The organism is Halorarum halophilum, from assembly GCF_013401515.1.
GTDB classification, from domain to species: domain Archaea; phylum Halobacteriota; class Halobacteria; order Halobacteriales; family Haloferacaceae; genus Halorarum; species Halorarum halophilum.
Genome location: NZ_CP058529.1, coordinates 2,720,782 through 2,738,127 on the forward strand (window position 1 = coordinate 2,720,782; position 17,346 = coordinate 2,738,127).

Sequence of the window (17,346 nt, forward strand, 5' to 3'; positions counted from 1 at the left end):
TTCACCGGGGAACCACCTGGAAGGTCGGGTTTACCGCCGACAAACGGCGGATTACTCGCCGGCGCGGTCTCCTACTTGGTGCGAGCGCGTGACTGCCCTCGAGGGTATCCTGAGCGAACTCGTTGAAAGACCGGCTTTCCGAACGATACTCTCTGACGAACTTTCAGCCCCGGGACGAATGGTACCACATGACGCGACAGTCGTTCCCCGCCGAGGCGACCGCCGGTAACGTTGCCCGTCTGTACGACGAGTCGGCCGAGAACCGTGGCGACGCCCTCGCGCTCGAGATGTACGGCGACGAGTACAGCCACGCGGCGCTCCGGGACCGGTCCGCGCGCATCGCCGGCGGCCTCCGGGACGTCGGGCTTCGTCTCGACGACAGGATCGCGATCTTCCTGCACAACCGGCCGGAGGTCGTCCTCGTCGCGCTCGCCGCGTTCAGGGCCGGGACGCCGTTCGTACCGATGAACCCCCAGTTCACCCCGCGGGAGATCGCCGGCCAGGTCGGCGACAGCGGGGCCGCCGCCGTCGTCACCGAGCCGTCGTTGCTGGACCGCGTCGCGGACGCGCTCGAACTGGTCGACGGTACCCCGACGATCATCCTCGTCGATGAGGACCGATCCGACGACCTCGTGGACCGCCGTCCGGACACGGTCGCCTTCGAGTCGCTCGACGGGGACCCGGTGCTCGTCGAGCGCGAGGACGACGACGTCGCGATGCAACCCTACACGAGCGGGACGACGGGGGAGCCGAAGGGCGTCCTCCTCACCCACCGGAACGTCCGCGCGCAGTCGCTCATCGGGTTCGAACGGACGGCGCTCCCCCCCGAGGAGGAGCGGTTCCTCTCCGTGCTACCGCTCGCGCACATCGCGGGGTTCATCAACCGGACGTGGCAGCCGCTGGTTCGGGGCGGGACCGTCTTCCTCCGGGACCCAACCGAGTGGGACCCCGTGACCACCATGGAGACCATCGAGGCCGAGCGGATCACGAAGTTCGGGGCCGTGACGGCGATGTACGTCGACATCGTCAACCACGACCGCTTCGGCGAGTACGACCTGTCGAGCCTCCGCGAGGTGATGGAGGGGGGCGACAGGATGCCGACCGCCGTCCAGAAGCGGTTCGAGGAGGTCGCCGGCGTCGAACTGTTCGAGGCGTACGGGCTCACCGAGACCGGCGGCGGGACGCACGTCGGCTTCGGGTCGACGTTCGGGCCACGTCCCGGCACGATCGGACAGCCCCTCCGCGCGACGGACTGCAAGATCGTCGACGAGGTCGGCCGCGAGGTCGCGCCCGGGGAGACCGGCGAACTCCTCGTGCGCGGGCCGCACGTGACCCCCGGCTACCACGAACGGCCGGCCGAGACCGCCGAGGCGTTCACCGAGGACGGCTACTTCCGAACCGGCGACGTCGCCCGCCGGGATGCGGACAACTACTACGAGGTCGTCGACCGGAAGTCCGACGTCATCGTCACCGCCGGCTACACCGTCTACCCGCGGGAGGTCGAGGACGTCCTCCACGAGCACGACGCCGTCGTCGACGCGGCCGTCGTCGGCGTCCCGGACGAGCGCCGGACGACGACGATCGAGGCGTACGTCGTGGTCGAGGACGACGCGACGGTGACCGAGGGGGAACTGAAGGCGTACTGCCTGGAGCACGTGGCGCCGTACAAACACCCCCGCGAGATTCGGTTCGTCGAGCGACTGCCCCGGACCTACAACGGCAAGGTCCGCCGCGTGGCGCTCCGGGAGGGGGCGGTGTCGGACTGACGGCCCCGGAAGTCCGCGACCGGCGGACGGTGGACGGGTTGGACGGCGATCCGGGCGACCGTTCGGGGTCGATTCGAGCCCCGGCGCCGACTCAGACCCGGGGGCCGCCCACGTCTGGGAGGTTCCCGCTGCCGCGGAGGCCGCCCGTGAGCGCGCTGCCGCCCGACTGGATGACGTTGAACGCGGTCATCAGGTCGGTCCGCGAGATGAGCCCGACGAGGTCGCCGTTCACGTCGATGACGGCCAGCCGGCCGACGCCGCGCTCCTGCATCTCGTCGAGCGCGTCGAGCGCGTCCGCGTCCGGCGTGACGCTCGCGATGTCGGTCTCCATCACGTCCTCCACGGTGTAGGCGTCGCGCTCGACCTCCCGGACGCTCTGGGCGTCCTCGAGGGTCACCATCCCGGCGAGGCGGCCGTTCTTCAGCACCGGGTAGCCGGTGTGTCGCTCGGAGAACATCCGTTCGAGCAGTTCGGCGACGGAGGTGTGCGGCGTCACCGTCTTCAGCTCCTCGCGGGGGGTCATGATGTCGTCGACAACGACGTTCTCGAAGGCGGCCCGGAGCACCGTCTGCTGGGCCTCGCCCGCGCCGGCGATGTAGATGAAGAACGCCAGCCCGACGGTGATGAGGTTGCCGTTGAACAGCCCCCAGAGGCCGAGCAGGAACGCGAACACCTTGCCGACCTCGGCGGCGATCTTGGTCGCCTGTGCGTGGGGTCGGTTCCGCGCCAGCAGCGCCCGCAGGACGCGTCCGCCGTCCATCGGGAACCCCGGGAGCATGTTGAACGCCGCGAGCACGACGTTCATCAGCGCGAGGTAGCCCACGACGAACGCGACCTCGGGCGGGAGCGCCAGGTTCTGGAAGGCGATCCATGAGACGACGCCGATGAGGACGCTCACGACGGGTCCCGCGACGGCGATCAGCAGCTCCTGCTTCCAGTCCTCCGGCATCTCCTTGAAGCTCGCGACGCCGCCGAACAGCCAGAGGGTGATGGAGTCGATCTCGTAGCCGAACCGCATCGCGGTCAGTGAGTGGCCGAACTCGTGGAGCAACACCGAGACGAACAGGCCCACGGCCGCGGCGGTTCCGAGGACGTAGGGGAGCTGCCCGCCGGTCAGCGCCGCGGCGTCGAGCGACGCGTTCAGGACCCCGTTGATGAGCTCGACGAACTCCCCGACCTGGGTCCCGATGAGCCACGCGAACAGCGGGAGGACGAGCAGGAACGTCCAGTTCAACTGGATGGGGATGCCCGCGACCCGGCCCAACGTGATTCCTCGCATGCGAAATCGTAGCAGTCGACCGCGTATAAAGCCGGGCGTTGATGTGGGGGCGGCGCCAAGGGCGCGTATGGCGGATTCGAAGCCCACACCCGAACCGGTCGTGAAGCGGGGATCGGAGATAGAGTACGCGGCGGTCGACGCGGGGGAGGGGATGTCCAAGGGCGTCCTCGTCGACGAGTCGGACGGCGCCCCCCACTTCGCGATGCGCCGGTTCGTCCTCGACGCGGGCGCGTCGGTGCCCGAGCACACGAACGAGGTCGAACACGAGCAGTACGTGCTGTCCGGTCGATACACGGTGGGTCTGGAGGACGAGACGTACGAAGTGTCCGCAGGCGACTCGATGCTCATCCCGGCGGGAATCCACCACTGGTACGAGAACGACTCCGGCGAGGAGGCGTCGTTCATCTGCGTCGTCCCGAACGGCGACGATACGATCCGCGTGGTGGATTCGGAGTAGGTGCAGGTTTCGGATTCGTTCCCCGACCGGGGGTGCACGCTTCGACTGTACCCCTGCGCGTGGTGTGAAACGCTCCCCGAACGCGAGCGTAACCGAGCCACCGTGTTCGTGGAGTGCCACAAAACCTATCGTCGGGATATCTCGATTCGTTGCATGAACCGACGACGTCTCCTGGCGATGGTCGGCGTCCTCGCCCTCCCCGGCTGTTCGGACGTCGGAGCGCCGTCGACCGTGTCCTCCACGGACGAGGCCTCACGGGTCACGTCCTCGTCGTCAGGGGCGACCTGTGAACCGGGGGCCGTCTTCCGACCGTCTCCGCCGGAAGGGACGGACCCGGAGCCGAGCGAATATCCGAAGAAACCGGGCACGCTCTCAGCCGATTCCGTGGCTACGTACCTCTCCGAGTTCGAAACGACGTTCGGACGGAACCGAGCCATCGACGAGTTGGTGAGTACGAGTGTCGACGTCGAGATACAGGGCGGGTTCGAAGGCTCCGAGGCGGGGGACGGGTACGTGGCATCGAGCAACGTCCAGGTCATGTTCACGACGGACGCCGACGGCACTGAGACGGCGGTGGGGGACATCAAATACGTCGCGAACTACTACGTCGATCCCGAGCTCGTCTACCGGCACCAGACGGACATCGAGCCGATGGACCCCCGGGACAGCGACCGGAAACTGCTGGTGCAGTGTGGGTCGACGGCGTGATTCTGTACGCCCGATGGAGGGGGTACTAGCGCGGCGCTGACCTCGAAAGCCTCCGCGGCTCTCGAGTCGTTCCCATGAGTCTAGACAACACGACGAAACCCACCAATTCAGGAAATACACGAAAGAACTCCCGAGAAGAAGGCGAACCCCTGAAATACCGCTTCCACCTACAATCCCCAATCACGTGTCCGAACAACTCCCCCAGGTCGAGACGCTGTTCCTCCACCAGCGCGACGACGAGTACGCCGTAGCCGTTCGAAAGGACGGCGAGCGCGTGCTCCACGGCGTCCTCGAACTGAAGGAGACCGACGCCGGGCCGCGCCCCCGCCGCTTCCGCGTGAAGCGCGGCGGCGGCGAGGAGCCCCGCCAGCCCGACCAGTTCGTCGACCTCGCCCGCTCGGCCGAGCGCATCCGCATCTCCGAGCAGACCTCCCGGACCGCCCGCGACCGGCTCGTCGACATGCTCGACGCCTACCAGCTGGAGGCCGTGCAGGTGCGCACCTGCCGCTACTGCGCGAACGCGGGACGCTACTCGCCCATCACCGAGGAGACCGCGGTGAAGGCCGACCGCGACTACATCTGCCCCGACTGTGCGACCCAGGAGCTCGAACGCGAACTCTCCTACAAGGGCCAGTTCACCGGCGCCGCGCAGGACCGGCTGGAGGAGCTCCTGCTCGAGGTCGGCGACCTCGACCGCATCACCAACCTCCTCCAGGGGAACCTCGACCCGGATCTAACGAAGTTCGACACCATCTCCGCGACCGTCGACGAGGTCGACCCGGTCAGGGTGGACGAGCTGAACCTCCACCCCGGGCTGCAGGACCGGGCGGAGAACCGGTTCGAGGAGCTCCTGCCGGTCCAGAGCCTCTCCGTGCGCAACGGCCTGTTCGACGGCGACGACCAGCTCGTCGTGAGCGCGACGGCGACGGGCAAGACCCTGGTCGGCGAACTCGCCGGGGTCAACAACGCGCTGAACGGGAACGGGAAGATGCTCTTCCTGGTCCCCCTCGTCGCGCTCGCGAACCAGAAGCACGAGGACTTCGAGGACCGATACGGCGACGTGCTCGACGTGACCATCCGCGTCGGCGCCTCCCGCATCAACGACGACGGGAACCGGTTCGACCCGAACGCGGACGTCATCGTCGGCACCTACGAGGGAATCGACCACGCGCTCCGGACGGGCAAGGACATGGGCGACATCGGCACCGTGGTCATCGACGAGGTCCACACCCTGAAGGAGGAGGGTCGGGGCCACCGCCTCGACGGGATGATCAGCCGCCTGAAACACTACACCGAGCGGCGGAACTCGCCCGCCCAGTGGGTGTACCTCTCGGCGACCGTCGGCAACCCGGAGTGGCTCGCGGAGAACCTCGGCGCGACGCTCATCGAGTTCGAGGAGCGCCCGGTGCCCATCGAACGCCACGTCACCTTCGCCGACTCCCGCGAGAAACTGGGGATCGAGAACCGCCTCGTGAAGCGGGCGTTCGACAGCGAGTCCTCGAAGGGCTACCGCGGGCAGACCATCATCTTCACGAACTCCCGCCGGCGGTGCCACGAGATCTCCCGGAAACTGGAGTACTCCTCGGCCCCGTACCACGCCGGCCTGGACTACAAGCGCCGCAAGACGGTCGAGCGCAAGTTCGGGAACCAGGACCTCGCGGCCGTGGTGACGACCGCCGCGCTCGCCGCCGGGGTCGACTTCCCGGCCTCGCAGGTGATCTTCGACACGCTAGCGATGGGGATCGAGTGGCTCTCCGTCCAGGAGTTCGAGCAGATGCTCGGCCGCGCGGGCCGCCCCGACTACCACGACGAGGGCACCGTCTACACGCTCGTCGAGCCGGACGCCGTCTACCACAACTCGATGGAGATGACCGAGGACGAGGTGGCGTTCACGCTCCTCAAGGGCGAGATGGAGGACGTGCGGACGGTGTACGACGAGTCGACCGCCGCCGAGGAGACGCTGGCGAACATCGTCGTCGCCGGCAAGCGGGCGAAGGCGCTGAACGACCGGATGCTCGGCGACGTGCCGACGACCTACGCGGTCGGCAAACTGCTTGAGTGGGAGTTCATCGACGGGCTCTCGCCGACGCCGCTCGGCCGGGCCGTGACGCGCCACTTCCTCGCGCCCGACGACGCGTTCCGCATCCTCGACGGCATCCGCCGGGACGCGACGCCGTACGACATCGTCGCCGACATGGAACTGGCGGACGAGGAGCTGTAGTCCCGTGCGCACGGACGATGCGGTCGATGACGACGGGGAACCGGACGACGGCCACCCCGAGTACATCGCCGTCGGCATCGGGATCGGGCTCGCCATGGGTGCCGGACTCTCCCGAGCGTAGCGCCCACACCCCCGTCGGCGAACGTCCCAGTCCCGACCGCCGTTCGGCCCGACGGCCGTATCCCCTACCCTTTTGACCGCTGCAGGCGACCTGGGGACCGTGCCGGTCGCCCCCGAAGTGCTGCTGGTCTTCGCCATCGTGGTCGCCGTGCTGGTGCTGTTCGCCGCGGAGCCGGTTCCGGTGGACATCACCGCGCTCGGGTTGCTGGTCACGCTGTTGCTCGTCGGGCCCGTCTCCCGGACGCTCGTCGGGGCCGGCCTCCTCGCGGGCCCGGTCGAACTCGTCTCGGTCGACCAGGGGCTCTCCGGGTTCGCGAACGCGGCGACGCTGACCGTGCTGGCGATGTTCGTCCTCAGCGAGGGCGTCCGTCGGACCGGAATCGTCCAGCGGCTCGGCGCGTTCATCTCCAGGATCACTCAGGGGGACGAGACGAAACAGCTCGGGGCGACTATCGGCCTCGTCGGCCCCATCTCGGGCCTCATCAACAACACCGCCGCGGTCGCCATCCTCCTCCCGATGGTGACCGACCTCGCCGACCGGGGGCGGACCTCGCCGTCGAAACTCCTGCTCCCGCTGTCGTACGCCTCGATGGTCGGCGGGACGCTCACGCTCATCGGCACCTCGACGAACATCCTCGCCTCGGACCTGTACTCGAGGCTGGCGCCCGAGGCGGTCGCCCGCGAGTTCCGCATGTTCGAGTTCCTCCCGCTCGGCGCCGTCCTGCTGATCATCGGGTCGATCTACCTGCTCACGATCGGCCGCTGGCTCACCCCGGCGCGCATCGAGCCCCGCGCCGACCTGACCGAGGAGTTCGAGATGGCCGACTACCTCACGGAGGTCGTCGTCCGCCCGGACTCCCCGCTGATCGGCCAGCGCGTCGAGAACGCCCTCGAGGACACCCCGTTCGACGTCGACCTCGTCCAGCTCATCCGGGACAAGCGGGTGTTCCTCGAACCGCTCGGGCAGAAGGAGATCCAGGCGGGCGACGTGTTCGCCGTCCGCACCGACCGGGACACGCTGGTCGAACTGCTCGACGTCGAGGGGCTCGACCTCGTCCCCGAGGCGACCGTCGACGAGGACGAACTCGAGGCCGCCGAGGGGCCCAAGAACCTCGTCGAGGTCGTCATCGCGCCGGGCTCCTCGCTCGTCGGCGAGTCGCTCGCGACCGCGAGCTTCCGCCAGCGCTACGACGCGACGGTGCTCGCGTTCCGGCGCGGCGGCGAACTCATCCGCCAGCGGATGGACGACGTCCCCCTGCGGGTCGGCGACACGCTGCTCGTGCAGGCGTCTGCCGTGTCGCTCGAACGGCTCGACGCGAACCGGAACTTCATCGTCGCCCAAGAGATCGAACAGCACGACTACCGGGAGTCGAAGACGCCCGTCGCGGTCGGCATCGTCGGCCTCGTCGTCGCGCTCGCCGCGCTCGGCGTGATGCCCATCGTCGTCTCGGCGCTCGCGGGCGCGCTGGCGATGGTGCTCACCGGCTGTCTCCGCCCGCCGGAGGTGTACGACGCCGTGCAGTGGGACGTCATCTTCCTGCTCGCGGGCGTCATCCCGCTCGGCATCGCCATGGAGTCCTCGGGCGCGGCGGGCCTGCTCGCGGACGCGGTCGTCGCCGCCGGCGACGTGCTCCCGCCGCTGCTCCTGCTCGGCACCTTCTACGTCGTCACGGCGCTGCTCACGAACGTCGTCTCGAACAACGCGAGCGTCGTGCTGATGATCCCCGTCGCCATCGAGGCGGCGGGCACGCTCGGTGCGAACCCCCTCGCGTTCGCGATGGCGGTCACCTTCGCGGCCAGCACGGCGTTCATGACGCCGGTCGGCTACCAGACGAACCTGTTCGTGTACGGCCCAGGCGGGTACAAGTTCACCGACTACATCCGCGTCGGCGGCCCGCTGCAGGCGATCTTCGCCGTGGTGACGACGATCGGCGTGGACTTCTTCTTCGGGCTGGGGCTGTAGCGTCGCCGGCCGCCGGTGAGAACGAAACGCTTTACCACGATTCGGCTCTTGGTTCGGCTACGGGACCGTGGGTTAGCTTGGTATACTTCGGGCCTTGGGTGCCCGTGACCCCGGTTCGAATCCGGGCGGTCCCACTCCTTCGACCCATTACAACCCATCGCGAGCCGCGTAAATCGATCGCTAACGACGCTCTCGAACCCCCCTTCAGTTCCGGTGGAAGGCGACACTTCTTACCTGATGAGCCAGTAACAACGTTCTAATGAGTCAGATGGAGCGCCAGGAACTCGACCAGTTCCTGAGTTTCTACCGCACGTACTACGGCGACGAGATCGCCTCGCTCGCCCAGCGGTACCCGAAGGAGCAACGCTCGCTCCACGTCGAGTTCGACGACCTCTACACGTTCGACCCCGACCTCGCCGAGCGCTACCTCCAGCACCCCGAGGACATGAGCCGCGTCGCCGAGGAGGCGCTCCGCACGTACGACCTCCCGGTCGACATCTCGCTCGGGCAGGCCCACGTCCGGATGCGCGGCCTGCCGCGCGAGCGCACGATCGACATCCGGAACATCCGGGTGCAGGATGACCACATCGGCTCGATGGTCGCCGTCCAGGGTATCGTTCGGAAGGCGACCGACGTGCGCCCGAAGGTGACCGAGGCGGCGTTCGAGTGCCAGCGGTGCGGGACGATGACGTACATCCCGCAGGCCGACTCCGGATTCCAGGAGCCCCACGAGTGCCAGGGCTGCGAGCGCCAGGGGCCGTTCCGGGTGAACCACGACCAGTCCGAGTTCATCGACTCCCAGAAGCTCCGGATCCAGGAGTCGCCCGAGGGGCTGCGCGGGGGCGAGACGCCCCAGAGCATCGACGTGAACCTCGAGGACGACATCTGCGGGAAGGTGACCCCGGGGGACCACGTAGTCACCGTGGGCGTGCTCCACATCGAGCAGGTCACCTCCGGCCAGGAGAAGACGAACATCTTCGACCTCTACATGGACGGCGTCTCGATCGTCATCGAGGACGAGGAGTTCGAGGACATGGACATCACCGAGGAGGACAAGAAGGAGATCTACGAGCTCTCCAACCGCGAGACCATCTATGAGGACATGGTCGGCTCCATCGCGCCCTCCATCTACGGCTACGAGGAGGAGAAGCTCGCGATGATCCTCCAGCTGTTCTCGGGCGTCACGAAGCACCTCCCGGACGGCTCGCGCATCCGCGGCGACCTCCACATGCTCCTCATCGGGGACCCCGGTACCGGGAAGTCCCAGATGCTCTCGTACATCCGCCACATCGCCCCGCGCTCGGTGTACACCTCCGGCAAGGGTTCCTCCTCGGCCGGTCTCACGGCCGCGGCCGTGCGCGACGACTTCGGCGACGGCCAGCAGTGGACGCTCGAGGCCGGCGCGCTCGTGCTCGCCGACAAGGGTATCGCGGCGGTGGACGAGCTCGACAAGATGCGCCCGGAGGACCGGTCCGCGATGCACGAGGGGCTCGAACAGCAGCAGATCTCCGTCTCCAAGGCCGGCATCAACGCGACGCTCAAGAGCCGGTGTTCGCTGCTCGGCGCGGCGAACCCCAAGTACGGCCGGTTCGACCAGTACGAGCCCATCGGCGAGCAGATCGACCTCGAACCGGCGCTCATCTCCCGGTTCGACCTCATCTTCACCGTTACCGACCAGCCCGACCCCGATCACGACGCGAAACTGGCCGAGCACATCATCACCACGAACTACGCGGGCGAACTGAACACCCAGCGCGAGAAGGTGACGAACTCGGAGTACACCTCCGAGGAGATCGAGAACGTCACCGAGGAGGTCGCCCCGGTCATCGAGGCGGAGGTGCTCAGGAAGTACATCGCGTTCTCGAAGCGCAACTGCTACCCGACGATGACCGACGAGGCGAAGGAGGCCATCCGCGACTTCTACGTCGACCTCCGCTCGAAGGGCGCGGACGAGGACGCGCCCGTCCCGGTCACCGCCCGGAAGCTGGAGGCGCTCGTCCGGCTCTCGGAGGCGAGCGCGCGCGTCCGGCTCTCGGACACGGTCGACCTCGAGGATGCGGAGCGCGTCATCGACATCGTCCGCTCGTGCCTCCAGGACATCGGTGTCGACCCCGAAACGGGCCAGTTCGACGCCGACGTGGTCGAGACGGGCACCTCGAAGTCCCAGCGCGACCGCATCAAGAACATCAAGGAGCTCATCACCACCATCGCCGACGAGTACGACGACGAGCCCGGCGCGCCGGTCGAGAAGATCCTCGAACGGGCCGACGAGGTCGGCATGGACCCCGACAAGGCCGAGCAGGAGATCGAGAGCCTCCGCCGCAAGGGGGAGGTGTACGAGCCCCAGAACGGTTACATCAGGACGACGTAGATGGACCGCATCTCCGCCATCCGGAACGTCGAGGACGCCCTCAGGGCGTTCGAGGCGGGCGAGGCGGATCTCGCGGAGACCGAGCGCCGCGTGAACACCGTCCTCCGGACGTTCGCGACCGAGTTCGAGGCGCCCGGGAAGCGGGCCTATCGCGCGACCGACGGGACCGAACGGGGAGACGGAACGGTCGTTGTCGCCGAGTCGCCGGCGGAAGCGCGCGAGCGCGTCGGGGCACTCACGGACCGGGAACCGGCGGACGTGGACGTGGTTCCGATCGAGTGAGAATCGGAGCAAACGCTTTATCACACCCCCTCCCAAGTAAGTTACAGAGTAGCGAGGTTACGAAAGTGAACGAACACGAACTAGAGCAGGACGTCACGGGCCAACTCGGCGATGCAGCCACGGTACTCCTGCTCTCGCCGTCGTTCTCGGACCACGAGGGCGAGACGTGTGCCGACCTCCTCCTGCCGGAGGAGGCGGACGGACAGAACGCCCTGTGGGTGTCGTACACCAAGTCGCCCGACAAGCAGGTTCGCCGGTTCCGCGCCCGCTCCGCGAGCGCACCGCGGAACGTGGGCATCATCAGCGTGGACGACGCCGCCCGCTCGGCGGCCGCGACGACCGGCACCGGCGGGGGGCCGGACGCCGTCGGGGAGACGATCACGAGCCCCAACGACCTCACCGGCCTCGGCATCCGCATCACCGAGTACCTCAAGCGCTGGCAGGGTAACGAGGCCCGCACGGTCGTCTGCTTCGACTCGCTCACCGCGTTGCTGCAGTACGTCGAACTGGAGACGGCCTACCAGTTCCTCCACGTGCTCACCGGGCGGTTCGCCGCCGTCGGCGCGTTCGCGCACTTCCACATGGACCCCACGGCCCACGACGACAGGACGGTGGAGACGATCGTCTCCCTGTTCGACGCGGTCGTCGAACTCGACGGCGACGACGTCACCGTCCGTAGCCGGTAGCGACGCCCCGTTCGCGCGGTGCCGATGACAGGTTTACTTTCGATCACGAAACAGCCGTAAGCATGGTGCTCGTCGTCGCCTACTCCGCCGGGGCGCGGACGACCCTCCGGAACGCCTGTCGAACCCACGAGGACGCCGTTCGCGACCGGTTCGGTCGCGCCGCCCTACTCGCGGAGACCGAACTCGGCGCCTTCCTCGCCTGCCGGCTCAGGGAGAAACACGGGGCGGACGTGCAGGTCGAGCGGACGACCACGTTCAACGAGTTCGCCGCCGTCCGCCCCGCGATCAGGGAGGCGGCGACCGCGTACGAGGGTCGCGATCGGGCCAGCACGCCGTACGCCAAGTTCGCCGCGGGGACTGACCACCCCGACCCGGACGCGATGGCCGGGACCGACCTGTGAGGATCCGCCTCGACGGCCGGACCTACCGCAGTCGCGCCGTCGACCTTCGCTGGGGCCACCCGGACGTCGACCCGACGCGGGTCCGCCGTGCGCTCGACCTCGACCCGGACGACCCGCTCGCGGTCGTGTCCGACTCGCCGCCCTCGCTCCACCGAGCACTCGCGAGCGCCGCCAGAACCCGCGGCCACGACGCGCCACAGGACGATCGAATCGCGACGATCCGGCGAGAACTCGCCGCCGCGGCTTCGACCGACCCGGTCGACGCGCCGGACGTCCCCGACCTCGCGGCGGCGCGCGAACGGGCCGCGAACGCGGCGGCCGACGTCGAACGCCTCCGCGAGCGGGTCGCGACGGCCCGCGGGCGACTCCAGGCGGTTCGGGAGGCCGGCGGGGAGGCGGCCGTGCCCGAGCGGGAACACCGGGACGCTGCGCGGGAGCTCGCCGCGGCGGAGACGGACCGCGTCGCCGCGGAACAGGCGCTCGCAGCGGCGAGCGAGCGCGCCCGTGCCCGCCGATCAGCGAGCAGGCGGACGCTCCGGCTCCGCGACGAACTGTCGAACCGACGGAGCGAGGCCGGACGGGAACTCGCCCGCCGGATCTACCCCGCGTTCGCCGCCGCCGTCGACCACTCGCGGGCGAGGCGCGACCGGGAACGGGGCCGTCCGAGTACGCCGGCGACGCGGTCACCGGTCACCTCGCGGCAGTCGCCGTCGCCGACCGCGATGCTCCCGTCGTACTCGGAGCCGGAGCCGCCCGGTTCGGCGGTCCCGCCGAGGCGACGACGCGGCTGGGCGTCACAGTCGTCCAACTTTAACCGCGAAGCCGGGACCAGAGTCCCCATGTCCGTCGCCCTCGTCGCCGACGCGGAGGTCCGCGCCGGCGTCGCGCTTGTCACCATCCACGTTCGGAACCCGACGCCGGTCGCCCGGCGGGTCCGGGTGGCGAACCGCCTGGCCGGCCCCGTCCTCCCGCCGCGCAGGAACGGGGTCCCCGAGGCCGGCTGGGACGACGACGGCGTGACGGCGATCGTCGACGCCGGGGACTCCGCGGCGCTCGGCTACGCGTGTCCGCTCGGCGGACGCGAGGCGGTCGACCCGCCCGCCGAACTCGCGGAGGTCGGCGACCCGGACGAACGCCGGGACGATGCGGTGGCGCGCGCCCGGCGCGATCTCGGACCCTTCCGGCCGCCGCGCGACGCAGTTCCGCTCGGTACGGCGACCGACGGGCCGGTCGACCCGATAGGCGAGTCGAGTTCTACCGGGTCGACCGCCGACTCCCCGAGCAGGCCTTGGAATACGGCACTTCCGGACGATGTCGCGGCATATCTCGACCACGCCACCCGGCGGATCGAACTCGCGGAGCGGCTGACCGACGCCTCCGTCCCCGAGGCGACGGACGCGCTCGCCGAGTGCGACGTCGCGCCCGACGTCCTCGCCGAGGTGGTGGACGAGGACGCAGAGACGCTCCGGGTCCTGTCGGAGCGCGCCGGAACGCTGGCTTCGCGTGCCGAAGCAACCAATGTGCCCGCGGACGCGCTCCGGAGGCTGGCGTGATCCTCGCGGTGACGGGGGGGAAGGGCGGGGTCGGGAAGTCGACGCTCGCGTACAACCTCGGCGCCGCGCTCGACGCCGTCGTGGTCGACGCCGACCTCGCGATGGCGGACCTGCCGTGGGGACGGGGCCCCGACCTGCACGACGTGCTCGCCGGTCGAGCCGACCCGGCGGAGGCGCTCCGTCCCGGACCGGTCGACCTCCTGCCGTGTGGCCGGTCGCTCGCGGGCGCGCGGGCGGCCGACGTCGGCCGGCTCGAGGGGGTCGTCCGGTCACCGGGCCGCGACGTCCTCGTCGACTGTCCGGCGGGGCTTCGCGCCGACGCGGGCGTCCCGCTCGCCGTCGCCGACGCCTGCATCGTCGTGGCGTCGCCGCGCGCCTGGGCGCTGGCGGACGCCGTCCGCGCCCGCGGCCTCGCGCGCGAACTCGACGCGGGGCTCGTCGCGGTCGCGCTCAACCGCCTCCTCAACGACCCGCCGACCGCCGCCGTGGAGCGCACGCTGGGCGCTCCCGTGGTTTCGGTGCCGGCGGACCCGCGGCTCGGACGGTCGGTCGGGGCCGAGGAGCCGGTCGTGGACACGTCGCCGGACAGCGCGGGCGCCCGGGCCGTGGAAGCACTCGCCGCCGAGGTTCAGTCCTGCAAGTCTCCGTAGCTGTTCCTGAGGGTGACCGGCGTCACGCCCGCCACGTCGGCCGCGGCGGCCTGCGTGCAGTTCACCCCCTCGTCCGCAGCCGCGGCGTACAGGCACGCGGCCGCGACGCCGCTGGGATTCCGTCCGTTGGTGATCCCCGCCTCGCGAGCGGTCTCCAGGTACTCCCTGGCACCGCGTTCGATTACGGGGTCGAGGTCGAGTTCCGACGCGAACCGCGGCAGGTACTCCGCGGGGTCGATAGGACCGACCGGGAGCCCGAGTTCGCGGTTGAGCGCGTCGTAGGCGGCGCGGAGCTCCGCCGCGTCCGCCTTCGCGTCGTCGAGGAGCTCGCCGCGGGTCCGCGAGATGCCGGCGACCCGGCAGGCGGCGTACACCGTCGCGGCCGCGAACCCCTCGATCGATCGCCCGCGCAGGAGGTTCTCCTCCTGTGCGGAACCGAACAGCGTGCAGGCCTGGTCGCGGATGCGGTCGCCGAGCGACTGGGCGCTCGTCAGCCGCCGGATCTCGGTGAAGCCGTACACCTGGTTGCGCTCCCGCTTGGTCGAGATGCGCGCCCGTGTGTGCTGGCGACGCATCCGTGCCCACTGTTTCCGCTTACGACCCGTGACGCGCGTGTGCCCGATCTCGGTCGAGAGGCCGCGATCGTGTCGGGACCTGGTCAACGGGGCGCCGGTCCGTCGGGGATCGGTATCGTCGTCGGAGAAGCTCCGCCACTCCGGCCCGCGGTCGAGGCGGTCCGCGGAGACGACCAGGCCGCAGTCGCCGCACACCGTCTCGTCGCCGTTCACGCGCAGTCGTCCCTCGCACTCGGGACAGGCAGTCGTTTGCGTGCTCATACTCGGAAGTTGCGCCCGATCCCTTACTTAAAGCAGGGCCGAACCGGCGGAAACGGGCCTGAAACCGCCGCGAGAACGTACCGGTAATCGGTACGTTACGCCACGTCAGCGAAATTGATTTTCCACTCCCATGAATGAATTTATAATGGATGACGGGAAAGGGACGAGTATGGCGCTGTCGGACATCGCCGCGGAGATCGAGGTGACCCTCGAGCAGCGCGACCGCGGCGTCGCCACCGTGGACGACACCGGCGGCGACCTCCGGGATCGGCTCGCCGACCACGCCGAAACGCTTCCCTGTACGCCTGCCGCGACCGCGACGGTGCTCGACCAGCACGGCCGCGGCGTGAGCGTGGGCGAGTGTGCCCGCGAGGCCGGGATCGCTCCGATGACCGCCGCGAAGGCGCTCCACCGGTGTGGCGTCCCCGGCGTCTCGCCGCTGGCGCCGACGGCTCGTCGCGTGGTCCGCGACTGGCTGGCCGGCGAGATCTCACGCGCCGACGCGCTGGAACTGACGGGCGGCGAGGGCGCATCGTTCGCGCTCGCCGCCTACGTCGAGACACACGAACCGGTCCCCGAACTTGTCGAGATCGCCGAGTCTGCTCGCCGTCCCACCGGCAACGCGAGCGTCGACAAGCGCGACGCGCTCGCGGGGACGATGACCGGCGCCGCCGACCTCCGCTAACCTCCGCTGACCGCAGGCCCTCCACCGCGGTCCCCGTTTTCGGTTCCGGTCCGGTCGTGACCGCCGGGTTCCCACGCTACTCCTCCGCACGACCGCGTATCCCGCCGACCCCCTCGCGAAGTCTGTCGAGTGCCCCGGCGGGTTCGAACGTCAGGTCCAGCTCGACGCCGAACAGCGCCTCCACGGCCGCCGCGGTGTCGGCCCCGACCGCTTCGTCGCGGGGACACCGCGCTCCGTCGGCCGGAGCGGCGTCGAGTCGCGGGAGCGTCGCGTCGCCAGACGGGATCGGTTCGCCAACTGCCACCGTGTGTTCGGGGGCGGCACCCACGTCCGCGAGGCGGTCGATCATCCGTCGGCGCGCGTCCACGCCGTGTTCGGACCCCGACGCGACGAGTACGACCCGGTCCGCGGCGTCGACGGCCGCGAGGTGCTGGTTCGCCGCGACCGGCGGGGTATCGAGGATGACGTGGTCGAACTCCCCCGCGGCCTCGGCGACGCGGTCCTCGAACGCCTCGGCGGCCTCGATCGTCTTCGCGCGCGCCAGGCGCTCGAACGGGGCGAGCGCGGGCGCCAGCGCGACGCGTCCTGGGGCGACGGCCGTTCCCCGGTCGTCGCGCTCGGGATCGTCGGTCCCGGGTTCGTCGAGCGGGAGGTCGTACAGGCCGTCCTCCAGCGGCCGCCCGGGCGCGAGACACAGCCCCGTGAGGTCGGGGTCGATCCGCCCGGCGACGAACTCGGAGAGGCCCTGGGTGGCGTAGGCGGCGTCGAGGACGGCGACGTCCCGACCGTCGCGCGCCAGCGTCGCCGCACACTCGACCGCGGTTCGCGTGGTGCCGACGCCGCCGGCGACGCCGACGAGCGCGATGGTTCGGGTCATACCCCCTCTGGTCCGCCCTTTCGAGATAAAATTTCGGTGTCCTACCCCGAAATCGACTCGGCGATGTCGTCGAGTTCGTCGTCCGAGAGCGACGGCGGAGTTCCGGCGACGCCGTGGATAGGTCCGCCGCCGTCGTCGGCGAACCGCGGGACAACGTGGACGTGGACGTGCGGGACCTCCTGGCCCGCGTCGGGACCGTCGTTGACGGCGATGGTGTGGGCGTCGGCGTCGACGGCATCCTCGATGCGCGGCGCGAGCTCGTGGACGAGGTCGAACAACGCGCGGGACTCCTCGGCGGACATGTCGGCGACGCGGACGTGGTGCGCCTTCGGGACGACGAGTGTGTGGCCCGGCGCCATCGGGTTCGCGTCGAGGAACGCGATGGCGTCGTCGTTCTCGTCGACGATCCGTCCGGGGATGTCCCCCGCGACGATGCTGCAGAAGATGCAGTCCTCGCTCATGGTGGTTCGATGCGTCGGCTGGCGCTTGAA

The 17,346-nt window shown here is 69.6% G+C and carries 16 protein-coding genes and 1 tRNA gene; 13 read left to right on the top strand and 4 right to left on the bottom strand.

What is annotated here, in order from left to right:
• Positions 1-188 precede the first annotated feature (188 nt).
• Positions 189-1,766: a class I adenylate-forming enzyme family protein gene (locus HUG10_RS13705; protein WP_179170112.1), complete on the top strand. Its 1,578-nt coding sequence runs from the start codon at positions 189-191 to the stop codon at positions 1,764-1,766.
• Between the two features lie 91 nt (positions 1,767-1,857).
• On the opposite strand, the gene HUG10_RS13710 is transcribed toward HUG10_RS13705, so the two are convergent.
• A complete protein-coding gene (locus HUG10_RS13710; protein WP_179170113.1) occupies positions 1,858-3,045 on the bottom strand; it encodes a M50 family metallopeptidase in 1,188 nt (395 codons plus the stop codon).
• 67 nt (positions 3,046-3,112) lie between these two features.
• Between HUG10_RS13710 and HUG10_RS13715 the strand changes: the two genes are divergently transcribed.
• The 11 genes from HUG10_RS13715 to HUG10_RS13765 all read left to right on the top strand — a co-directional run bounded on the left by HUG10_RS13715 (position 3,113) and on the right by HUG10_RS13765 (position 14,457).
• A complete protein-coding gene (locus HUG10_RS13715) occupies positions 3,113-3,502 on the top strand; it encodes a cupin domain-containing protein (protein WP_179170114.1) in 390 nt (129 codons plus the stop codon).
• 153 nt (positions 3,503-3,655) lie between these two features.
• The gene (locus tag HUG10_RS13720; RefSeq protein ID WP_179170115.1) at positions 3,656-4,210 is read left to right on the top strand and encodes a hypothetical protein; all 555 of its coding nucleotides are present in this window, start codon (positions 3,656-3,658) and stop codon (positions 4,208-4,210) included.
• A 184-nt stretch (positions 4,211-4,394) separates the two neighbouring features.
• Positions 4,395-6,431 (top strand): DEAD/DEAH box helicase, encoded by a 2,037-nt coding sequence (locus HUG10_RS13725; RefSeq protein WP_179170116.1) that lies wholly within the window; start codon positions 4,395-4,397, stop codon positions 6,429-6,431.
• A 220-nt stretch (positions 6,432-6,651) separates the two neighbouring features.
• Entirely contained in the window at positions 6,652-8,514 is a 1,863-nt protein-coding gene (locus HUG10_RS13730; protein WP_246310142.1) for an SLC13 family permease, read from the top strand.
• A 61-nt stretch (positions 8,515-8,575) separates the two neighbouring features.
• A tRNA-Pro gene (locus HUG10_RS13735) sits at positions 8,576-8,648 on the top strand.
• Positions 8,649-8,773: 125 nt separating this feature from the next.
• Positions 8,774-10,885 carry a minichromosome maintenance protein MCM gene (locus tag HUG10_RS13740; RefSeq protein ID WP_179170117.1) on the top strand — a complete coding sequence of 704 codons (2,112 nt, stop codon included), beginning with the start codon at positions 8,774-8,776 and terminating at the stop codon, positions 10,883-10,885.
• Complete coding sequence (locus HUG10_RS13745; protein ID WP_179170118.1) at positions 10,886-11,167, top strand: DUF7854 family protein; 282 nt, start codon at positions 10,886-10,888, stop codon at positions 11,165-11,167. It abuts the gene before it with no gap.
• Positions 11,168-11,232: 65 nt separating this feature from the next.
• Positions 11,233-11,853 (top strand): DUF7504 family protein, encoded by a 621-nt coding sequence (locus HUG10_RS13750; RefSeq protein ID WP_179170119.1) that lies wholly within the window; start codon positions 11,233-11,235, stop codon positions 11,851-11,853.
• Positions 11,854-11,915: 62 nt separating this feature from the next.
• Entirely contained in the window at positions 11,916-12,254 is a 339-nt protein-coding gene (locus HUG10_RS13755; RefSeq protein ID WP_179170120.1) for a DUF7855 family protein, read from the top strand.
• A complete protein-coding gene (locus HUG10_RS21805; RefSeq protein ID WP_246310143.1) occupies positions 12,251-13,807 on the top strand; it encodes a DUF7856 family protein in 1,557 nt (518 codons plus the stop codon). Before HUG10_RS13755 ends, HUG10_RS21805 begins: the two co-directional genes overlap by 4 nt.
• Positions 13,804-14,457 (top strand): nucleotide-binding protein, encoded by a 654-nt coding sequence (locus HUG10_RS13765; RefSeq protein ID WP_179170121.1) that lies wholly within the window; start codon positions 13,804-13,806, stop codon positions 14,455-14,457. Before HUG10_RS21805 ends, HUG10_RS13765 begins: the two co-directional genes overlap by 4 nt.
• Here the strand turns inward: HUG10_RS13765 and HUG10_RS13770 are convergent.
• On the bottom strand, positions 14,436-15,293 hold the full coding sequence (locus tag HUG10_RS13770) for a transcription initiation factor IIB (protein ID WP_179170122.1): 858 nt from the start codon (positions 15,291-15,293) through the stop codon (positions 14,436-14,438). The genes HUG10_RS13765 and HUG10_RS13770 overlap by 22 nt on opposite strands.
• A 169-nt stretch (positions 15,294-15,462) precedes the next feature.
• Here HUG10_RS13770 and HUG10_RS13775 point away from each other — a divergent pair, with 169 nt between their 5' ends.
• A complete protein-coding gene (locus HUG10_RS13775) occupies positions 15,463-15,978 on the top strand; it encodes a DUF7858 family protein (protein ID WP_179171087.1) in 516 nt (171 codons plus the stop codon).
• A gap of 76 nt (positions 15,979-16,054) precedes the next feature.
• Here the strand turns inward: HUG10_RS13775 and HUG10_RS13780 are convergent, their stop codons facing one another.
• Complete coding sequence (locus tag HUG10_RS13780; RefSeq protein ID WP_179170123.1) at positions 16,055-16,855, bottom strand: AAA family ATPase; 801 nt, start codon at positions 16,853-16,855, stop codon at positions 16,055-16,057.
• Positions 16,856-16,896: 41 nt separating this feature from the next.
• Positions 16,897-17,316, bottom strand: a complete 420-nt coding sequence (locus HUG10_RS13785; RefSeq protein WP_179170124.1) for an HIT family protein — start codon at positions 17,314-17,316, stop codon at positions 16,897-16,899.
• Positions 17,317-17,346 lie beyond the last annotated feature (30 nt).